Raw genomic sequence first — 14,674 nt, 5'->3', positions numbered from 1 at the left:
GCCGGGCAGACGCCCGGCAGAGGGGAGCGGGCATGGCCATGAACACCGGGGCGATCCTCACGGCGTTGATGCTGGGCGTGGTGCTGACCGCGCTGGCCGCGTGGATCGTCAGCAGCCTGTACCGCCGCCGCATGCTGGCGCTGATGGGCAGCGCGCCGCCACCCGACGCCAGCCATGCCGGCGAATCCACCGCAGACGCAGCGCCGGCCCGAGCCCGCACGCCGCTGCGACCCGACCCCCGCGCCAGCCGCCATGCCCAATGGCGCCACCTCGCGGTGCTCACCGGTCTTTCGCTGCTGATCGGCGTCACGCAGTCGGTGCTGGCCCTGCTCTTCATTTATGGCGACGACCTGCTCAGCCTCGGGCGCGCGCTCACGCTGGGCGCGGTGTACGCCTGGCCCATGGCGCTCACCTGGGGTCTCATGCGGCGCTGGCCGTGGTGGCGCACGTTGCTCGCCATCCTGGCCTACCTGCTGGTGATGTTCGCGCTGGTGAGCTGGCGCTCCATCTCGCCCCGGCCGCTCACCGAGTCGTTCGCATGGCTCGGCGGCCTGGTGCTGATTCCGGTCACGGTCACGCTGCTGATCGGTGCGAGCGGCCGCATCCGGGCGGTGGCGCCTTATCTGCTGCCGATCTTCCTGCTGCTTGCGGGCTCCTCGGTGATTGCGCTGCAGTTGATGGTGCTGGGCGTGAACTATCCGCCGCGCTGGCTGGTGGTGCTCGTGGGCATTGTCGGCGCCTGGCCGGCCATCGTGCTGCTGGCGCTGGCGCCGTGGTTGCTGCTGGCGTGGCCGGCCTGGGCCATCGCACGAACGCTGGCTCGCGCCTACCGCGACAAGCGCTTCTCCGATCTCTGGTACCTGCTCGCCGCCTACTGGCTGGTGGTGCTGGCCGCCACGGCGTTGCCCGCCTTGCAGGGCGTGGGCCTGGTGGCACTCACCCAGCTGCTGCCCTGGCTGTGGATTCCGCTGGCCAGCTGGGCGCTGCGCGGCTGGCTGGCACCCCGCAGCGCACCGCCCACGCTGCTGGTGCTGCGGGTGTTCCAGCAAGACGCCACGGTGCAGACCCTGTTTGACCGCGTGATCGAGCGCTGGCGCCTCACCGGCAACACCGTGCTCATCGCCGGCACCGACCTGCTCAGCCGCACGCTCGACCCGGACGACCTGTTCACCTTTCTCAACGGGCGTCTCGCAACGCGCTTCATTGGCAGCGAGGCGCAAGTGGCTGAACGCCTGCGCGGCTTCGATCTGGCGCCGGACCCGGATGGGCGCTACCGCGTGAACGAGTGTTACTGCTTTGACAGCACCTGGAAAGCCGCCCTGGCCGCGCTGGTGCAGCAGACCGATGTGGTGCTGATGGACCTGCGCGGCTTTCACGCGGGAAAGCTGGGTTGTCGCCACGAGCTGCGCGTGCTGGCCGAGGCGACCCACCTGCATCGGGTGGTGCTGCTGCACGATGGTTCCACCCAGCGCGCTGTGGCCGAGGCAGATGTGGCCGGCGCGCCGGCCGGGCGCTTTGTGTGGGTGCTAACCCTGGGCGAAGTGATCGAAGCCCTGCACGCGCACTGACTGCGGTTGGCCTTGGGCGTCGAGCAGGCGCACGCCGTTGCCGCTGGTGATGCGGCCGATGCGGGTGACCGGCGTGCCGCTGAGGACGCTGGCCGACTGCACCCCGTCGCGAGCCGCCGGATCGGCGGTGAACAGCAGCTCGTAGTCGTCGCCACCCGCCAGCAGGCATTCGAGCCGCTCGGCATCGGGCAGGGCCGCCAGCTCGGGCGCCACCGGCAGAGCGCTGAGTTCGATGTCGGCGCCCACGCCGCTGGCGGTCAGGATGTGGCCCAGATCGCCCACCAGACCATCGCTCAGATCGATCGCCGCATGCGCACCCTCGACCGCCGCCAGGGCCACGCCCAGCGCGTTGCGCGGTGTTGGCCGCTCAAGCCGGGCGCGCAGCGCTGCGCTGGTGGCGGCCCCGGCCCAGGCGGTGCCGCGCTGGTGTTCCAGCGCCAGGCGTGCTTCGCCGGTGCGCCCGCTCACATACAGGTCGTCGCCGGCGCGCGCGGCGCTGCGCCGCAGCGCCCGGCCGGCGGGCACCTGACCGAACACGGTGATGCAGATGTTGAGCGGGCCGCGCGTGGTGTCGCCGCCCACCAGCGGGCAGTGGTGGGCGTCGGCCAGCGCGAAAAGGCCCTGGGCAAAAGCCGCAAGCCAGGCTTCGTCGGCCTCGGGCAGCGCCAGCGCAAGCGTGAAGCCCAGGGGCCGCGCGCCCATGGCGGCGAGGTCGCTCAGGTTGACGGCCAGGGCCTTGTGCCCCAGCGCGGCGGCGTCCACCGTGGCGAAGAAGTGCCGGCCCTGCACCAGCATGTCGGTGGAGATGACCAGTTCGTGACCCGGCGCGGGCCGCAGCGCCGCGCCGTCGTCGCCCACGCCCAGCACCACGTCGTCCGGCAGCTTTACGCCGGGACGCAGGAAGTGTTGACGGATGAGCTCGAACTCACCCATGCGGCTTGGGCTGCGGGGGCGGCGCGTCGTCGATCACGGGGGCGTGTCGCGGCGGCAGCAGGAAGCTCAGCGGTGCGGCGCGAATGCGGCGCTTGATGGCCGACCGGATCAACTGGCGGTTCACCTCGCTCACGCTCTGGGCTTGCAGCGCGAGCCGGAAGGCGAGGTAGAAACTCACGCCCAGGTTGAGCGGTCCGATCACCAGCACGCCGGCAATGGCCCACCAGAATTCGGACTCGCGGAACACGTCCCAGCCCAGCGCCACGGCCGCCGCGGCGACCTGTCCGGCCGACAGGGTGACGTGTCGCACGTCCAGCCCGATGCCGAAGAAGGCCATGAAGGCCGGCACCAGCCCGAGCATGAAACCCAGCGAGATGTTGGCCGCCAGACCCGAGATGTTGCGGCGCATGAATTCTGCCCAGCGCGCGGCGCGCTCGCGCCCCAGCACCGCAGTGAAGCGGGGGTTGTGCTGCATGGCCGAGTCCAGGTTGTGAAACACGTACCAGTTCTCCACCCAGCCGGCGATGATGCTGGAGACGAACAGCAGCACGCCGGTGAAGGCCGCGAACAACACCAGCGGCCCGAGGATGCTGATGTCTTTCAGCACCTGATGGGCCTTGGCCTCGTTCACCATGGCTTCGCCGGTGATGAGCATCATGGCCAGGCTGATCAGCACCACCACCGGAACCACCAGCCCGATGTTGCCCACGATCGAAGCAATCTGCGAGCGGAACAGGTTGGCCACTTCATCGACGAAGACGCGCACCGCGCCCGGCTGCTTGATGTCGCGCAGCTTGGCCACCATGGCAGGTGCCGTCACGGCCGGCTGCTTGGTGGCCAGCGTGAGGTGCAGCAGCATGATCACCACGAACGAGGTCGCGTAGTTCACGCCATTGGCGAAACCACCCCAGAATGCGGTGAGACCCAAGCCGACCATCAGGAACTTCACCCACACCGTCAAGCCGACGATGGCGCCGCCGCCCGCTGCCTTGCGCAGCATCTCGCGGTACTCGGCACCATTGCGGGTGATGTAGTGCTCGCCGCTCTCGGCGCTGCGTTCGGCCACCTTGGCCGCCGTGAGGTGCGAACTGGCGGCGATCAGCGAGCGCACGCTCCGGTTGTCAATGCCGACCTGCGCCAGGTCGGCCAGCAGGGCGACGGTGGCGCGCTCGGGCTTTTCGGACTGAAGGCAGTCCAGCAGTTCCTTGATGCGCACAATGCGCTCGCGCAACTGCCGCAGCCGGAACACGATGCCGACCGAAACGCCATGTTCTTCCAGGTGCGAATAGACGGAGTAGGCCGCGTGCCGGCAAGCGTCCAGCCGCAGGCGAAGGCCGTCGGCGGCGGCCAACGCTTCAGCGCTGTGCGTGCCGTGCGAGCGCACCGCCAGGCGCAGCGCCTCGAAATCGGTGGGCAGTTCGTGAAACGGCCTCGCGGCCTGGGCTTCGGGCGACATGCGCACGCGGATTTCGGACGCAAAACCTGTGGCGCAGACCTGGCTCACGCAAAAGGTCAGCGCGTCCATCAGCGCGCTTTGCCAGAAGCCGGCGGCAGAGGGCGCCGACGCTGGGGCGGCGTCCGTCGGGGTTTCGATCAACAGGTCGTGCACGCGCTTGAGCGTGGCGCTGTCCAGCGCCTTGAGCCAGCGCACGTCGAACCGGCTGGACAGCAGCAGGTCGTACAGCTCGGCCATGTCGGTGGTCTCGGGCGTGCCGGGCAGCACCTTCTTGCGCAGGCGGTTGCCGAACTCGCTGAGAAAGGCGGTGCGCGGCGCAAAGCCATGGTCGGCCAGCAGCGGCGTGAGGTCCACCGTGCGGACGAAACGACCCCACCACAGACGCCAGCGTGCCTGCGCGCCTGGCTGCGATTGCACGGCGTCCAGAAACGCCTGCACGCGGGCCACACTGGCCTGCACATCGCTGGCGTCACCCCGCACCCATTTCAGGGCGTCAATGAGCCAGAGGTGGCGGCTCGCCAGCGGTGCGTCGGGATCGAGCGTGTCGAGTGGGGTGGCGGTGTTCATGCGATCGTGGGCAGAAGGGCCGCTGGCTGAAAACCGCTGCTCAGTGCAGCACCCTGGCAGGCGCTTCGCCCGCGCCCGGCGCGCGCAGGGTGAATTCGGGCACCTCGGCTTCGAAGCGCTCGCCATCCTCGGCCACGCAGAAAAAGCTCCCGCGCATGCGGCCACTGGGCGTCGCCAGCCGCGTGCCGCTGGTGTACTGGAACGACTCGCCCGGGCGCAGCAAGGGCTGATGCCCCACCACGCCCAGACCCTTGACCTGCTCGGTGTGGCCGCGCGCGTCGTCGATGATCCAGTGCCGCGAGATCAGCTGTGCCGTGACCTCACCGGCGTTGGTGATGGTGATGGTGTACGCGAAGGCGAACTGCTCTTCTTCGGGCGAGGATTGCTCGCTCAGGTACTGGGGCTCGACCTCGCAGGTGAACAGGTATCGGGGCATGGCCGGCATGTTACCCCGCCACCCTGAAGCCCCTCGGCGCCTGCGAGAATACGGCCTCCACATCCTCCAGCCGGCCACCGACCATGACGTACCGAATCGCCCCGTCCATCCTGTCCGCCGACTTCGCCCGCCTGGGCGAGGAAGTGAAGAACGTCATCGCCGCCGGTTCCGACTGGATCCATTTCGACGTGATGGACAACCACTACGTGCCCAACCTCACCTTCGGGCCGATGATCTGCCAGGCCCTCAAGCCCCACGCGAAGAAGCCCGACGGAACGCCGGTGCCGATCGACGTGCACCTGATGGTGCAGCCGGTGGACGCGCTGGCCGGCGCCTTCATCGACGCCGGCGCCGATCTGGTGAGTTTCCATCCCGATGCGAGCGCCCACGTGCACCGCAGCGTACAGGCCATCAAGGCCAAAGGTGCCAAGGCGGGCCTCACCTTCAACCCTGCCCAGCCGCTGGACGTGCTGGACTGGCTGATCGACGACATCGACCTCATCCTCATCATGAGCGTGAACCCCGGCTTCGGCGGCCAGAGCTTCATCGACTCCGCCCTGCGCAAGATCGAGGACGCGCGCCGGCGCATCGAGGCCAGCGGCAAGGACATCCGGCTGGAGGTGGACGGCGGCATCAAGCCCGACAACATCCGCCGCGTGGCCGACGCGGGCGCCGACACCTTCGTGGCCGGCAGCGCGATTTTCGGCAAGCCGGACTACAAGGCGGTGATCGACCAGATGCGGGCAGCGCTGGCGTGATGGAGGGCGTGCGTGCCGTCATCGTGGACCTGGACGGCACGATGGTGGACACGCTGGGCGACTTCGATGTGGCCCTGAACCAGACGCTGAAAGACCTGAAGCTCGCGGCCGTTGCCCGCGCCGACATCGAGCGCATGGTGGGCAAGGGTTCGGCGCACCTGATCCGGTCGGCCTTGCTGCATGTCGGACTGGGCCTGGAAGAGGCGGCGGCACGGCAGGCCGAAGCATGGACGCGCTACCAGGCGCACTACCTCGCCATCAATGGCGAGCACAGCGCGGTCTACCCCGGCGTGCTCGAAGGCCTCATCGCATTGCGCGAGCGTGGCCTGCCGCTGGCCTGCCTCACCAACAAGCCGCTCGGTTTTGCCCGCCCGCTGCTGCAGGCCAAGGGGCTGGACGGTTTCTTTTCCCTGGTGTTTGGCGGCGACAGCTTTGAGCGCACCAAGCCCGACCCATTGCCCCTGCTGAAGACTTGCGAAGCTCTGGGCACGGCGCCGGCGCACACGCTGATGGTGGGCGATTCGCAAAACGACGGCATCGCCGCTCGCGCGGCCGGCTGCCCGGTGGTGCTGGTCACCTACGGATACAACCATGGCGATCCGATCGCGCAAGCGCCGCACGATCGCCTGATCGATTCCCTCGCCGAACTACTTTGACTTGCCCAGCAGGGCGTCTTTCAGCATCCAGTCCGCCGGTTTCTGCCCCAGCCAGATGCGCATGAGCGCATCGAAGAACTCGGGCTCCTTGAACGCCTCGCCCTCAACCTTGCCCTTGACCGTGATCAACGTGCCGGTACCGGGAATCCAGTCAACCAGAAAGGTCTCGCCGGCCAGCAGCTTCTTGTGGTTGCTGAAGATCTGGCTCATGCGCAGCACGCCCGGAATGAGCTTGGAGAAAGCCGCGCGCTCCATGTTGTCTTCCATGCCGCGCGAGAACAGCTTGCCCAGTTCGGCCGAATCGATGTCGCGCAGCATGGTGATGGTCAGCCGCTTGGGGCCTGGCGTGGCCAGCACCGCTTCGGGCGAATCGGCCTTCTGGCTCAGGTACAGGCCGGCGGTGTAGACCTTGAACACCGCCTTGTAGCGCACGCCCGCGCCGTTGAGCACCAGCGGCTTGTCGGCCAGGGTGATGCGGTCTTCGAGCTTGACGCCCGAGACGTCGATGGTCGCGCTCAGGGCCAGCGCCGGTAGGCAGAGCGCGGCGGCGCCAATGAAGAGCTTGAGTCTCATGGATGTAACGTCTCCGTGATGAAGGGCGTGCGGCCCAAAAGGAACAACCGTGCTATTTTCAGGCGGCCACAGCCGAAGGCAGGCCTGTTGGCGACAGCGCAGTGCGCGCCGCCGTGATTTGGGACACATGAGGTTACGTGTTTGCTACACTGGCCCACCATGTTCAACCCATGCACAACCTTCTCAGGTGGTCTGCCGAGCCGCAATGGCCGGGGAGCCTGGCCCTGGCGCAAGCCAGCGTAAACGTGCACCCTCCCCGGGGGTTGTCGCGGCCAGCCTGGTTGCCACATCGCCCACCCCTCGCCCGGCAGCGCGCCTGACCGGATGGCATGGACCCCAGCCCCGCCCGATGTGTCGATGGACCGCAGGCGCGGCCGAAGCAAGAAACGAACATGATCACCGAACTGGAATTCAAGAGCCTGACCCAGCAGGGCTACAACCGCATCCCGTTGATGGCAGAGGCCTTCGCGGATCTGGAAACTCCCCTTTCGCTGTACCTCAAGCTCGCCCACGGGCGGGGTGACGGCAAGCACAGCTTTCTGCTCGAATCCGTGGTGGGCGGGGAGCGCTTCGGGCGCTACAGCTTCATCGGCCTGCCCGCCCGCACCTTGCTGCGCGCTACCGGCTTTGGGGTCGAGGCGAAAACCGAGGTGGTGCGCGACGGTGCCGTGGTGGAAACCCACCATGGCAACCCACTGGACTTCATTGCCGCCTACCAGCAGCGCTTCAAGGTGGCGCTGCGCCCGGGTCTGCCGCGCTTCTGCGGTGGCCTGGCGGGCTACTTCGGCTACGACGCGGTGCGGCACATCGAAAAAAAGCTGGAAAACACCTGCCCGCCCGACACCCTGGGCTGTCCCGACATCCTGCTGCTGCAGTGCGAAGAGCTGGCGGTGATCGACAACCTCTCCGGCAAGCTGTATCTGATCGTCTACGCCGACCCGGCCCAGCCTGAGGCGTACGCCAACGCCAAGAAGCGGCTGCGCGAATTGCGCGAATCGCTGAAGTATTCGGTGAGCGCGCCCGTGGTCAAGCCCACCCAGGGCTATCCGGCCGAGCGCGATTTCGCCAAAGCCGACTACCTCGCCGCCGTGAACCGCGCCAAGGAGCTCATTGCCGCGGGCGATTTCATGCAGGTGCAGGTGGGCCAGCGCATCAAGAAGCGCTACACCGAGTCGCCGCTCTCGCTGTACCGCGCGCTGCGCTCGCTCAATCCTTCTCCCTACATGTACTACTACCACTTCGGGGATTTCCACGTGGTGGGGGCATCGCCCGAAATCCTGGTGCGGCAGGAAAACACGGCTGAGGGCACCAAGATCACGATCCGCCCGCTGGCCGGTACGCGGCCGCGCGGTGCCACGCCCGAGCAGGACAAAGCCACCGAGCTGGAGCTGGTCAACGATCCCAAGGAGCGCGCCGAGCATGTGATGCTGATCGACCTGGCGCGCAACGACATCGGCCGCATTGCCAAGACCGGCACCGTCAAGGTGACCGAGGCTTTCGCGGTGGAGCGCTACAGCCACGTGATGCACATCGTGAGCAACGTCGAAGGCATGCTGGTAGACGGCATGACCAGCATGGATGTGCTGAAGGCCACCTTCCCGGCCGGCACGCTCACTGGCGCGCCCAAGGTGCACGCCATGGAAGTGATCGACCAGCTCGAGCCCACCAAGCGCGGCATCTACGGCGGGGCCTGCGGCTACCTGAGCTATGCCGGCGACATGGACGTGGCCATCGCCATCCGCACCGGCATCATCAAGGACCAGACGCTCTACGTGCAGGCCGCGGCCGGCGTGGTGGCCGATTCGGTGCCCGAGATGGAATGGAGGGAAACCGAGCACAAGGCGCGCGCGCTGTTGCGGGCGGCCGAACTGGTCGAGGAGGGACTGGAATGAGCAAGCCGCTGCAAGTCCTCATGGTGGACAACTACGACAGCTTCACCTTCAACATCGTGCAGTACCTGGGTGAGCTTGGTGCCGACGTGACCGTGTTGCGCAACGACGAGGTCACGGTCGCCGAGCTGCAGGCGCGGTTCGATGAGGGCCGCATGGATCGTCTGGTCATTTCCCCCGGCCCGTGTTCCCCCGCCGAGGCCGGCATTTCCGTGGCGGCCATCCAGCACTTCGCCGGCAAGCTGCCCATCCTCGGCGTGTGTCTCGGGCACCAGAGCATCGGCGCGGCATTCGGCGGCAAGATCATCCGCGCGCAGGAGCTGATGCATGGCAAGACCAGCGTCATCAGCACCACGCGGCAAGGCGTGTTTGCGAACCTGCCCGAGCAGTTCACCGTGAACCGCTACCACTCGCTTGCCATCGAGCGCGCGAGCTGCCCGGACTGCCTGGAGGTCACGGCCTGGACGCCCGACGGCGAGATCATGGGCGTGAAGCACACGACGCTCGCCATCGAAGGCGTGCAGTTCCACCCCGAGAGCATCCTGACCGAGCACGGCCACGCCATGCTCAGGAATTTTCTGGAGCAAGCATGAACAAGGTCGATCTGAGAAGCGACACCGTCACGCAACCCACGCCGGCGATGCGCGAGGCCATGATGGCCGCGCCACTGGGCGACGACGTGTTCGGCGACGACCCGAGCGTGCACGCCTTGCAGGCGCGCATTGCCGCCATCACCGGCAAGGAAGCGGCGCTTTTCATGGCCAGCGGCACGCAGAGCAACCTGTGCGCCATGCTGTCGCATTGCGAGCGGGGTGACGAATACATCGTGGGCCAGAACGCGCACACCTACCGCTACGAAGGCGGTGGTGCGGCGGTGCTGGGCAGCATCCAGCCGCAACCGCTGGTGCAAAACGCTGGTGGGCAGATGGCACTGGCCGACATCGCCGCTGCCATCAAGCCTGACGACCCGCATTTCGCGCGCACGCGCCTGCTGTGCCTGGAAAACACCTGGAACGGCCATCCCATGCCTGCTGAGTATCTTGACTCGGCCACCGCGCTTGCGCGAGAACATGGACTGGCGGTGCACCTGGACGGCGCGCGCGTGTTCAACGCTGCGGTGGCAGCGGGTGGCGATCCGTACGCCGCGGCTCGCGCCATCGTCGATCGTTTCGACAGTGTCTCGGTGTGCTTCAGCAAAGGGCTTGGCGCGCCGGTGGGCTCGGCCTTGTGCGGCTCGAACGAGCTGATTCGCCGTGCGCTGCGCTGGCGCAAGATGCTCGGCGGCGGGCTGCGCCAGTCGGGCTTGCTGGCGGCGGCGGCGCACCACGCGCTGGACCACCACGTGAAGCGCCTGGCCGACGACCATGCACTCGCGCAACGCCTGGCTCAGGGACTCGCCGGTATCGAAGGCCTGAGTGTGCGATCCGCACAAACCAACATCGTTTTCGTGGACGTGGCGAACGGACGCGGCCCCGATCTGCTGGCCCACCTTGAGCGCGATGGCGTGCTCGCCACGGGGCTCATTGGCTTGCGATTCGTCACCCACCTCGACGTGGATGCTGCCGGCATCGAGCACGCCATCGCCAGCGTGAAAGCCTTCTTTGCGCAGAGCGGTTCTGCGTCGGCCGGAAGGTCCAGCGGTACGGCGGTGTACTGAAGCCGGAGGCGCTCCATGCCCGACCTGCCACAGCTCCTGCTTTTCATGGCGGCCGGCTGGCTGCTCAACCTCACACCGGGTCCGGACGTGCTCTACATCGTGTCGAACGCGCTCAAGAGCGGTGCGCGCGCCGGCATGGTCGCGGCGCTGGGAATCGTCAGCGGTTGCTTCGTGCATGTGTTCGCCGCTGCGGTGGGCGTGAGCGCCTTGCTCACCACCTCGGCCGCTGCATTCACCGCGCTCAAGTGGGTCGGCGCGGCCTACCTGCTGTGGATGGGCGTTCGCATGCTGTTCTCCCAATCCGCGCCACTGGTGATCCCCACTGAGGCGGCCGCCCCCGAAGTGGACCTGTGGCGCGTGTTCCGCCGGGGCTTCCTCACCAACGTGCTCAACCCCAAGGTGGCGCTGTTCTTTCTCGCCTTCGTGCCGCAATTCATCGCGCCCGACGCGACCAACAAAGCGCTGGTCTTTCTGCTGCTCGGGTTGATCTTCAACCTCAATTCGCTGCCCATCAACTTCGGCTACGCATGGCTTGCCGCCTGGTTCGCGCGCCGTGTGAACGTGGTGCAGCGCGGCATGCGCTGGCTCGATCGGGCCGCCGGTGCGCTCTTCATTGGCTTCGGCTTGAAGCTTGCCATGACCGACAATCCCGCCCAGCCATAAGATAGGAGACACCCATGCCACACACGCAAGCCCAAGTCCACAAGATCACACCGCAGGAAGCCCTGCAACGCACCATCGAGCACCGCGAAATCTTCCACGACGAAATGCTTCACCTCATGCGACTCATCATGAGCGGCGAGATGTCGCAGGTCATGATGGCGGCATTCATCACCGGCCTGCGCGTGAAGAAAGAAACCATCGGCGAAATCACCGCAGCCGCACAGGTGATGCGCGAGTTTTCGACCAAGGTGGTGGTTGCCGACAAGACCCATCTGGTCGACATCGTGGGCACCGGTGGCGACGGTTCTCACACCTTCAACATCTCCACCTGCTCCATGTTTGTGGCCGCCGCGGCCGGCGCACGGGTGAGCAAGCACGGCGGGCGCAGTGTCTCCAGCAAGAGCGGCAGCGCCGACGTGCTGGAGAGCCTGGGGGTCAACATCAACCTGTCGCCCGAGGCCATCGCGCGCTGCATCGAGCAGGTCGGCGTGGGTTTCATGTTTGCGCCCAACCACCACCCCGCCATGAAGAATGTGGCGCCGGTGCGCCGCGAGCTCGGCATCAAGACCATCTTCAATATCCTGGGGCCGCTGACCAACCCGGCTTCTGCGCCCAACATCCTCATGGGTGTGTTCCACCCCGATCTGGTCGGCATCCAGGTGCGCGCGCTGCAACGCCTGGGCGCCGAACATGCCGTGGTGGTGTACGGGCGCGACGGCATGGATGAGGTCTCGCTCGGTGCCGCCACGCTGGTGGGTGAACTCAAGGGCGGCGAGATCACCGAGTACGAGATTCATCCCGAAGACTTCGGCATCACCATGGCCAGCAGCCGCGCGCTGCGCGTGGAAACGCCAGAGGCGTCGCGTCAGATGCTCATGGGCGTGCTGGAGAATCGCGACGACCCGGCATTCAAGGCTGCGAGCGAAATCGTGGCGCTCAACGCGGGCGTGGCGCTCTACGCGGCCAACGTCGTGCCCGACATGGGCGCGGGCATCGCGCTCGCGCGCCGCACGCTGGCCAGCGGCGCGGCACTGGCCAAGCTCGAACAACTCAAGGCCTTTGTGGCCTGACCGGAAACATTCATGAGCGACATCCTGCAGAAGATCGTGGCCGTCAAGCACGAGGAAATCGCCGCCGCGCTGCGCAAGAAGCCGCTGGATGCGGTGCGTTTCGACGCCGAGGGCCGTGTGCTCACGCGCGATTTCGAAGGCGCACTGCGCGCCAGGATCGCCGCTGGGCAGGCGGCCGTGATCGCCGAGGTGAAAAAAGCCAGCCCGAGCAAGGGCGTGCTTCGCGAAGACTTCATCCCTGCCGACATCGCGCAAAGTTACGCCGAAGGCAACGGCGTGGTGAGTGCGGCCTGCCTCTCGGTGCTCACCGACCGGCAGTTTTTCCTGGGAGAGCCCGATTTCCTCAAGCAGGCCCGCGCCAGCTGCGATCTGCCGGTGCTGCGCAAGGACTTCATGGTCGACCCCTACCAGGTGTACGAAGCCCGCGTCATGGGTGCCGACGCCATTTTGCTGATCGCTGCCTGCCTGGACGACGCGCGCATGGCAGAGCTGGAGGCGCTGGCCATGGATCTGAACATGGCGGTGCTGGTGGAGGTGCACGACCGCGCCGAATTGCAGCGCGCCCTGAAGCTCAAGACCCGGCTGGTGGGCATCAACAACCGCAACCTGCGCACCTTCGAGGTCTCGCTTCAGACCACGCTGGACATGCTGCCCGACGTGCCGGCCGACCGTCTGCTGATCACCGAATCGGGCATTCTTTCCCGTGGCGACGTGCAGACCATGCGCGCGGCCGGCGTCAACGCCTTCCTCGTGGGGGAGGCTTTCATGCGGGCGCCCGAGCCCGGCCTGGCGCTCGCCGACTTGTTCTCATGACCGCCGACGATCTGCCTGCGGCGTTTGCCAGCCTGCCGCCGGCATGGGTTGCGGCACTGCCGGGATGGACGGATGAGCGGAAAGCTGAGGTCATTCGCCGGGTGCGGGAGGTGTCTGCCGACCGCCCTATTGCCCCGGTTGACCCGTTCAGGGCGCTGCGCTTCGGCGGACCTGAAGACGTCAAGGTGGTGGTGTTCGGCCAGGATCCCTACCCGAGGCCAGGACATGCCGACGGGCTGGCATTCTCTGCCGGCCACGGCAAACCGGCGTCCCTGCGCCGTATTTCCCAGGTCCTGGCTGCAGATCGGCCCGGCTGGGTGCCGCCAGCCACCTGGCGCCTCGACGGCTGGGCGCGCCAGGGCGTCCTGTTGCTCAATCCCACCCTGACGATCGAGGTGGGTCGTATCGGGAGCCACCTGGAGTGTGGTTGGCAATCACTCACTTCCGATATTGTCAAGACGCTGTGCCATCTTGAGCGACCGCCTGTGTTCATGCTGTGGGGCAGCAAGGCGCAAGCCTTTTTCTCTTCTGCGCGCCCTGAGGGCATTGCGCCCAGGGTTCTGGAGACGCGTCACCCGTCCAACGACTTCAGCCGGGGTTTCATGGCAGAAGGCAGCCACTTCCTCGCCACCGCCGACCTCATCGACTGGTGGGCCCTCTGAAGGAGGGTGCAAGCACCCCGAATTCCATGGCATAATCGCGGGCTGCGCTATGGAGGGGTGGCCGAGTGGTTAAAGGCAGCAGACTGTAAATCTGCCCGCTTATGCGTACGCTGGTTCGAATCCAGCCTCCTCCACCAGTGACCGATGTGATGTGTTTGCGATGGGAAATCGCGCCCGGATGGGTTGGTGCCGTGTGGTGCCGGTTTGTTCAGGCGGGAGTAGTTCAATGGTAGAACCCCAGCCTTCCAAGCTGATGACGCGGGTTCGATTCCCGTCTCCCGCTCCATGTCTGTTGGTGGCCGGGCTTGCCTGGTTTTGTGAGTGAAATGAAGTTTTGAACGGCATCCGGTTTGTTGGGTGCCTTCGCCCTTGTGGCTCAGTGGTAGAGCACTCCCTTGGTAAGGGAGAGGTCGCGGGTCCGATTCCCGCCAAGGGCACCAGTTATTTTCATGTGTTCTGGTGTTTCGGCAGTTTTGATTTTGGAGCTGAAAAATGGCAAAAGAGAAATTTGAGCGGACCAAGCCGCACGTGAACGTGGGCACCATTGGTCACGTTGACCACGGCAAGACCACGCTGACGGCGGCGATCACGACGGTGCTGGCGGCCAAGTTTGGCGGCGCGGCCAAGGCCTACGACCAGATCGATGCGGCACCCGAAGAGAAGGCCCGCGGCATCACCATCAACACCGCACACGTGGAATACGAAACGGCCAACCGCCATTACGCCCACGTGGACTGCCCTGGCCACGCCGACTATGTGAAGAACATGATCACGGGTGCTGCGCAGATGGACGGCGCCATTCTGGTGTGCTCGGCCGCTGACGGCCCCATGCCCCAGACCCGCGAGCACATTCTGCTGGCCCGTCAGGTGGGCGTGCCCTACATCATCGTGTTCCTGAACAAGTGCGACATGGTGGACGACGCCGAGCTGCTTGAGCTGGTCGAGATGGAAGTGCGCGAGCTGCTGGACAAGT

General features: G+C 66.5%; 15 protein-coding genes and 3 tRNA genes. 14 read left to right on the top strand and 4 right to left on the bottom strand.

Annotated features, from left to right (window positions below; translation table 11 throughout):
* The first annotated feature begins 32 nt into the window (after positions 1-32).
* The gene (locus CAP37_RS17915; RefSeq protein ID WP_086125613.1) at positions 33-1,568 is read left to right on the top strand and encodes a hypothetical protein; all 1,536 of its coding nucleotides are present in this window, start codon (positions 33-35) and stop codon (positions 1,566-1,568) included.
* On the opposite strand, the gene thiL is transcribed toward CAP37_RS17915, so the two are convergent.
* Genes thiL through apaG form a run of 3 tightly spaced genes read right to left on the bottom strand, consistent with a single transcriptional unit; the run spans position 1,527 to position 4,960 of the window.
* Positions 1,527-2,501, bottom strand: a complete 975-nt coding sequence (gene thiL, locus CAP37_RS17910; protein ID WP_086125612.1) for a thiamine-phosphate kinase — start codon at positions 2,499-2,501, stop codon at positions 1,527-1,529. The two genes, CAP37_RS17915 and thiL, sit on opposite strands and share 42 nt — an antisense overlap.
* The gene (locus CAP37_RS17905) at positions 2,494-4,524 is read right to left on the bottom strand and encodes a site-specific recombinase (RefSeq protein ID WP_086125611.1); all 2,031 of its coding nucleotides are present in this window, start codon (positions 4,522-4,524) and stop codon (positions 2,494-2,496) included. The genes thiL and CAP37_RS17905 overlap by 8 nt, the downstream gene beginning before the upstream one ends.
* Positions 4,525-4,564: 40 nt before the next feature.
* Positions 4,565-4,960, bottom strand: coding sequence for a Co2+/Mg2+ efflux protein ApaG (gene apaG / locus CAP37_RS17900; RefSeq protein ID WP_086127062.1), 396 nt, complete (start codon positions 4,958-4,960; stop codon positions 4,565-4,567).
* 83 nt (positions 4,961-5,043) lie between these two features.
* Here apaG and rpe point away from each other — a divergent pair, with 83 nt between their 5' ends.
* A complete protein-coding gene (rpe, locus tag CAP37_RS17895; RefSeq protein ID WP_086125610.1) occupies positions 5,044-5,718 on the top strand; it encodes a ribulose-phosphate 3-epimerase in 675 nt (224 codons plus the stop codon).
* Positions 5,718-6,374: a phosphoglycolate phosphatase gene (gene gph / locus CAP37_RS17890; RefSeq protein ID WP_086125609.1), complete on the top strand. Its 657-nt coding sequence runs from the start codon at positions 5,718-5,720 to the stop codon at positions 6,372-6,374. Before rpe ends, gph begins: the two co-directional genes overlap by 1 nt.
* On the opposite strand, the gene CAP37_RS17885 is transcribed toward gph, so the two are convergent.
* Entirely contained in the window at positions 6,366-6,947 is a 582-nt protein-coding gene (locus tag CAP37_RS17885; protein ID WP_086125608.1) for a chalcone isomerase family protein, read from the bottom strand. The two genes, gph and CAP37_RS17885, sit on opposite strands and share 9 nt — an antisense overlap.
* Before the next feature lie 392 nt (positions 6,948-7,339).
* Here CAP37_RS17885 and trpE point away from each other — a divergent pair, with 392 nt between their 5' ends.
* From trpE to CAP37_RS17830, 11 genes are all read left to right on the top strand, one after another.
* A complete protein-coding gene (gene trpE, locus CAP37_RS17880) occupies positions 7,340-8,839 on the top strand; it encodes an anthranilate synthase component I (protein WP_086125607.1) in 1,500 nt (499 codons plus the stop codon).
* Positions 8,836-9,429 carry an aminodeoxychorismate/anthranilate synthase component II gene (locus CAP37_RS17875; RefSeq protein WP_086125606.1) on the top strand — a complete coding sequence of 198 codons (594 nt, stop codon included), beginning with the start codon at positions 8,836-8,838 and terminating at the stop codon, positions 9,427-9,429. Before trpE ends, CAP37_RS17875 begins: the two co-directional genes overlap by 4 nt.
* Entirely contained in the window at positions 9,426-10,493 is a 1,068-nt protein-coding gene (ltaE, locus tag CAP37_RS17870; protein ID WP_086125605.1) for a low-specificity L-threonine aldolase, read from the top strand. The genes CAP37_RS17875 and ltaE overlap by 4 nt, the downstream gene beginning before the upstream one ends.
* Positions 10,494-10,508: 15 nt before the next feature.
* Positions 10,509-11,156 carry a LysE family translocator gene (locus CAP37_RS17865; protein ID WP_086125604.1) on the top strand — a complete coding sequence of 216 codons (648 nt, stop codon included), beginning with the start codon at positions 10,509-10,511 and terminating at the stop codon, positions 11,154-11,156.
* A gap of 14 nt (positions 11,157-11,170) precedes the next feature.
* A complete protein-coding gene (trpD, locus tag CAP37_RS17860) occupies positions 11,171-12,226 on the top strand; it encodes an anthranilate phosphoribosyltransferase (RefSeq protein ID WP_086125603.1) in 1,056 nt (351 codons plus the stop codon).
* Positions 12,227-12,238: 12 nt separating this feature from the next.
* Positions 12,239-13,039, top strand: coding sequence for an indole-3-glycerol phosphate synthase TrpC (gene trpC, locus CAP37_RS17855; RefSeq protein ID WP_086125602.1), 801 nt, complete (start codon positions 12,239-12,241; stop codon positions 13,037-13,039).
* On the top strand, positions 13,036-13,701 hold the full coding sequence (locus CAP37_RS17850; protein ID WP_086125601.1) for a uracil-DNA glycosylase: 666 nt from the start codon (positions 13,036-13,038) through the stop codon (positions 13,699-13,701). The genes trpC and CAP37_RS17850 overlap by 4 nt, the downstream gene beginning before the upstream one ends.
* 51 nt (positions 13,702-13,752) lie before the next feature.
* Positions 13,753-13,838 (top strand) — tRNA-Tyr (locus CAP37_RS17845).
* Positions 13,839-13,913: 75 nt separating this feature from the next.
* Positions 13,914-13,987: transfer RNA gene (locus CAP37_RS17840), tRNA-Gly, on the top strand.
* 79 nt (positions 13,988-14,066) lie between these two features.
* Positions 14,067-14,141 (top strand) — tRNA-Thr (locus CAP37_RS17835).
* A 52-nt stretch (positions 14,142-14,193) separates the two neighbouring features.
* On the top strand, positions 14,194-14,674 hold a 481-nt coding region (locus CAP37_RS17830; RefSeq protein ID WP_143435977.1), incomplete at its 3' end, for a GTP-binding protein.

Source organism: Hydrogenophaga sp. IBVHS1, assembly GCF_002127265.1.
In the GTDB taxonomy this organism is placed as follows: domain Bacteria; phylum Pseudomonadota; class Gammaproteobacteria; order Burkholderiales; family Burkholderiaceae_C; genus Hydrogenophaga.
The sequence above is the reverse complement of the archived record's forward strand: the minus strand, read 5'-3'. Positions and strand labels throughout refer to the sequence as shown.

Coding starts and splice junctions, on each gene's coding strand:
- trpC (WP_086125602.1), top strand. CDS start 12,239: ATGAGCGACATCCTGCAGAAGATCGTGGCCGTCAAGCACGAGGAAATC.
- rpe (WP_086125610.1), top strand. CDS start 5,044: ATGACGTACCGAATCGCCCCGTCCATCCTGTCCGCCGACTTCGCCCGC.
- trpE (WP_086125607.1), top strand. CDS start 7,340: ATGATCACCGAACTGGAATTCAAGAGCCTGACCCAGCAGGGCTACAAC.
- thiL (WP_086125612.1), bottom strand. CDS start 2,501: ATGGGTGAGTTCGAGCTCATCCGTCAACACTTCCTGCGTCCCGGCGTA.
- gph (WP_086125609.1), top strand. CDS start 5,718: ATGGAGGGCGTGCGTGCCGTCATCGTGGACCTGGACGGCACGATGGTG.
- apaG (WP_086127062.1), bottom strand. CDS start 4,960: ATGCCCCGATACCTGTTCACCTGCGAGGTCGAGCCCCAGTACCTGAGC.
- CAP37_RS17850 (WP_086125601.1), top strand. CDS start 13,036: ATGACCGCCGACGATCTGCCTGCGGCGTTTGCCAGCCTGCCGCCGGCA.
- CAP37_RS17915 (WP_086125613.1), top strand. CDS start 33: ATGGCCATGAACACCGGGGCGATCCTCACGGCGTTGATGCTGGGCGTG.
- trpD (WP_086125603.1), top strand. CDS start 11,171: ATGCCACACACGCAAGCCCAAGTCCACAAGATCACACCGCAGGAAGCC.
- CAP37_RS17865 (WP_086125604.1), top strand. CDS start 10,509: ATGCCCGACCTGCCACAGCTCCTGCTTTTCATGGCGGCCGGCTGGCTG.
- CAP37_RS17905 (WP_086125611.1), bottom strand. CDS start 4,524: ATGAACACCGCCACCCCACTCGACACGCTCGATCCCGACGCACCGCTG.
- CAP37_RS17885 (WP_086125608.1), bottom strand. CDS start 6,947: ATGAGACTCAAGCTCTTCATTGGCGCCGCCGCGCTCTGCCTACCGGCG.
- CAP37_RS17875 (WP_086125606.1), top strand. CDS start 8,836: ATGAGCAAGCCGCTGCAAGTCCTCATGGTGGACAACTACGACAGCTTC.
- ltaE (WP_086125605.1), top strand. CDS start 9,426: ATGAACAAGGTCGATCTGAGAAGCGACACCGTCACGCAACCCACGCCG.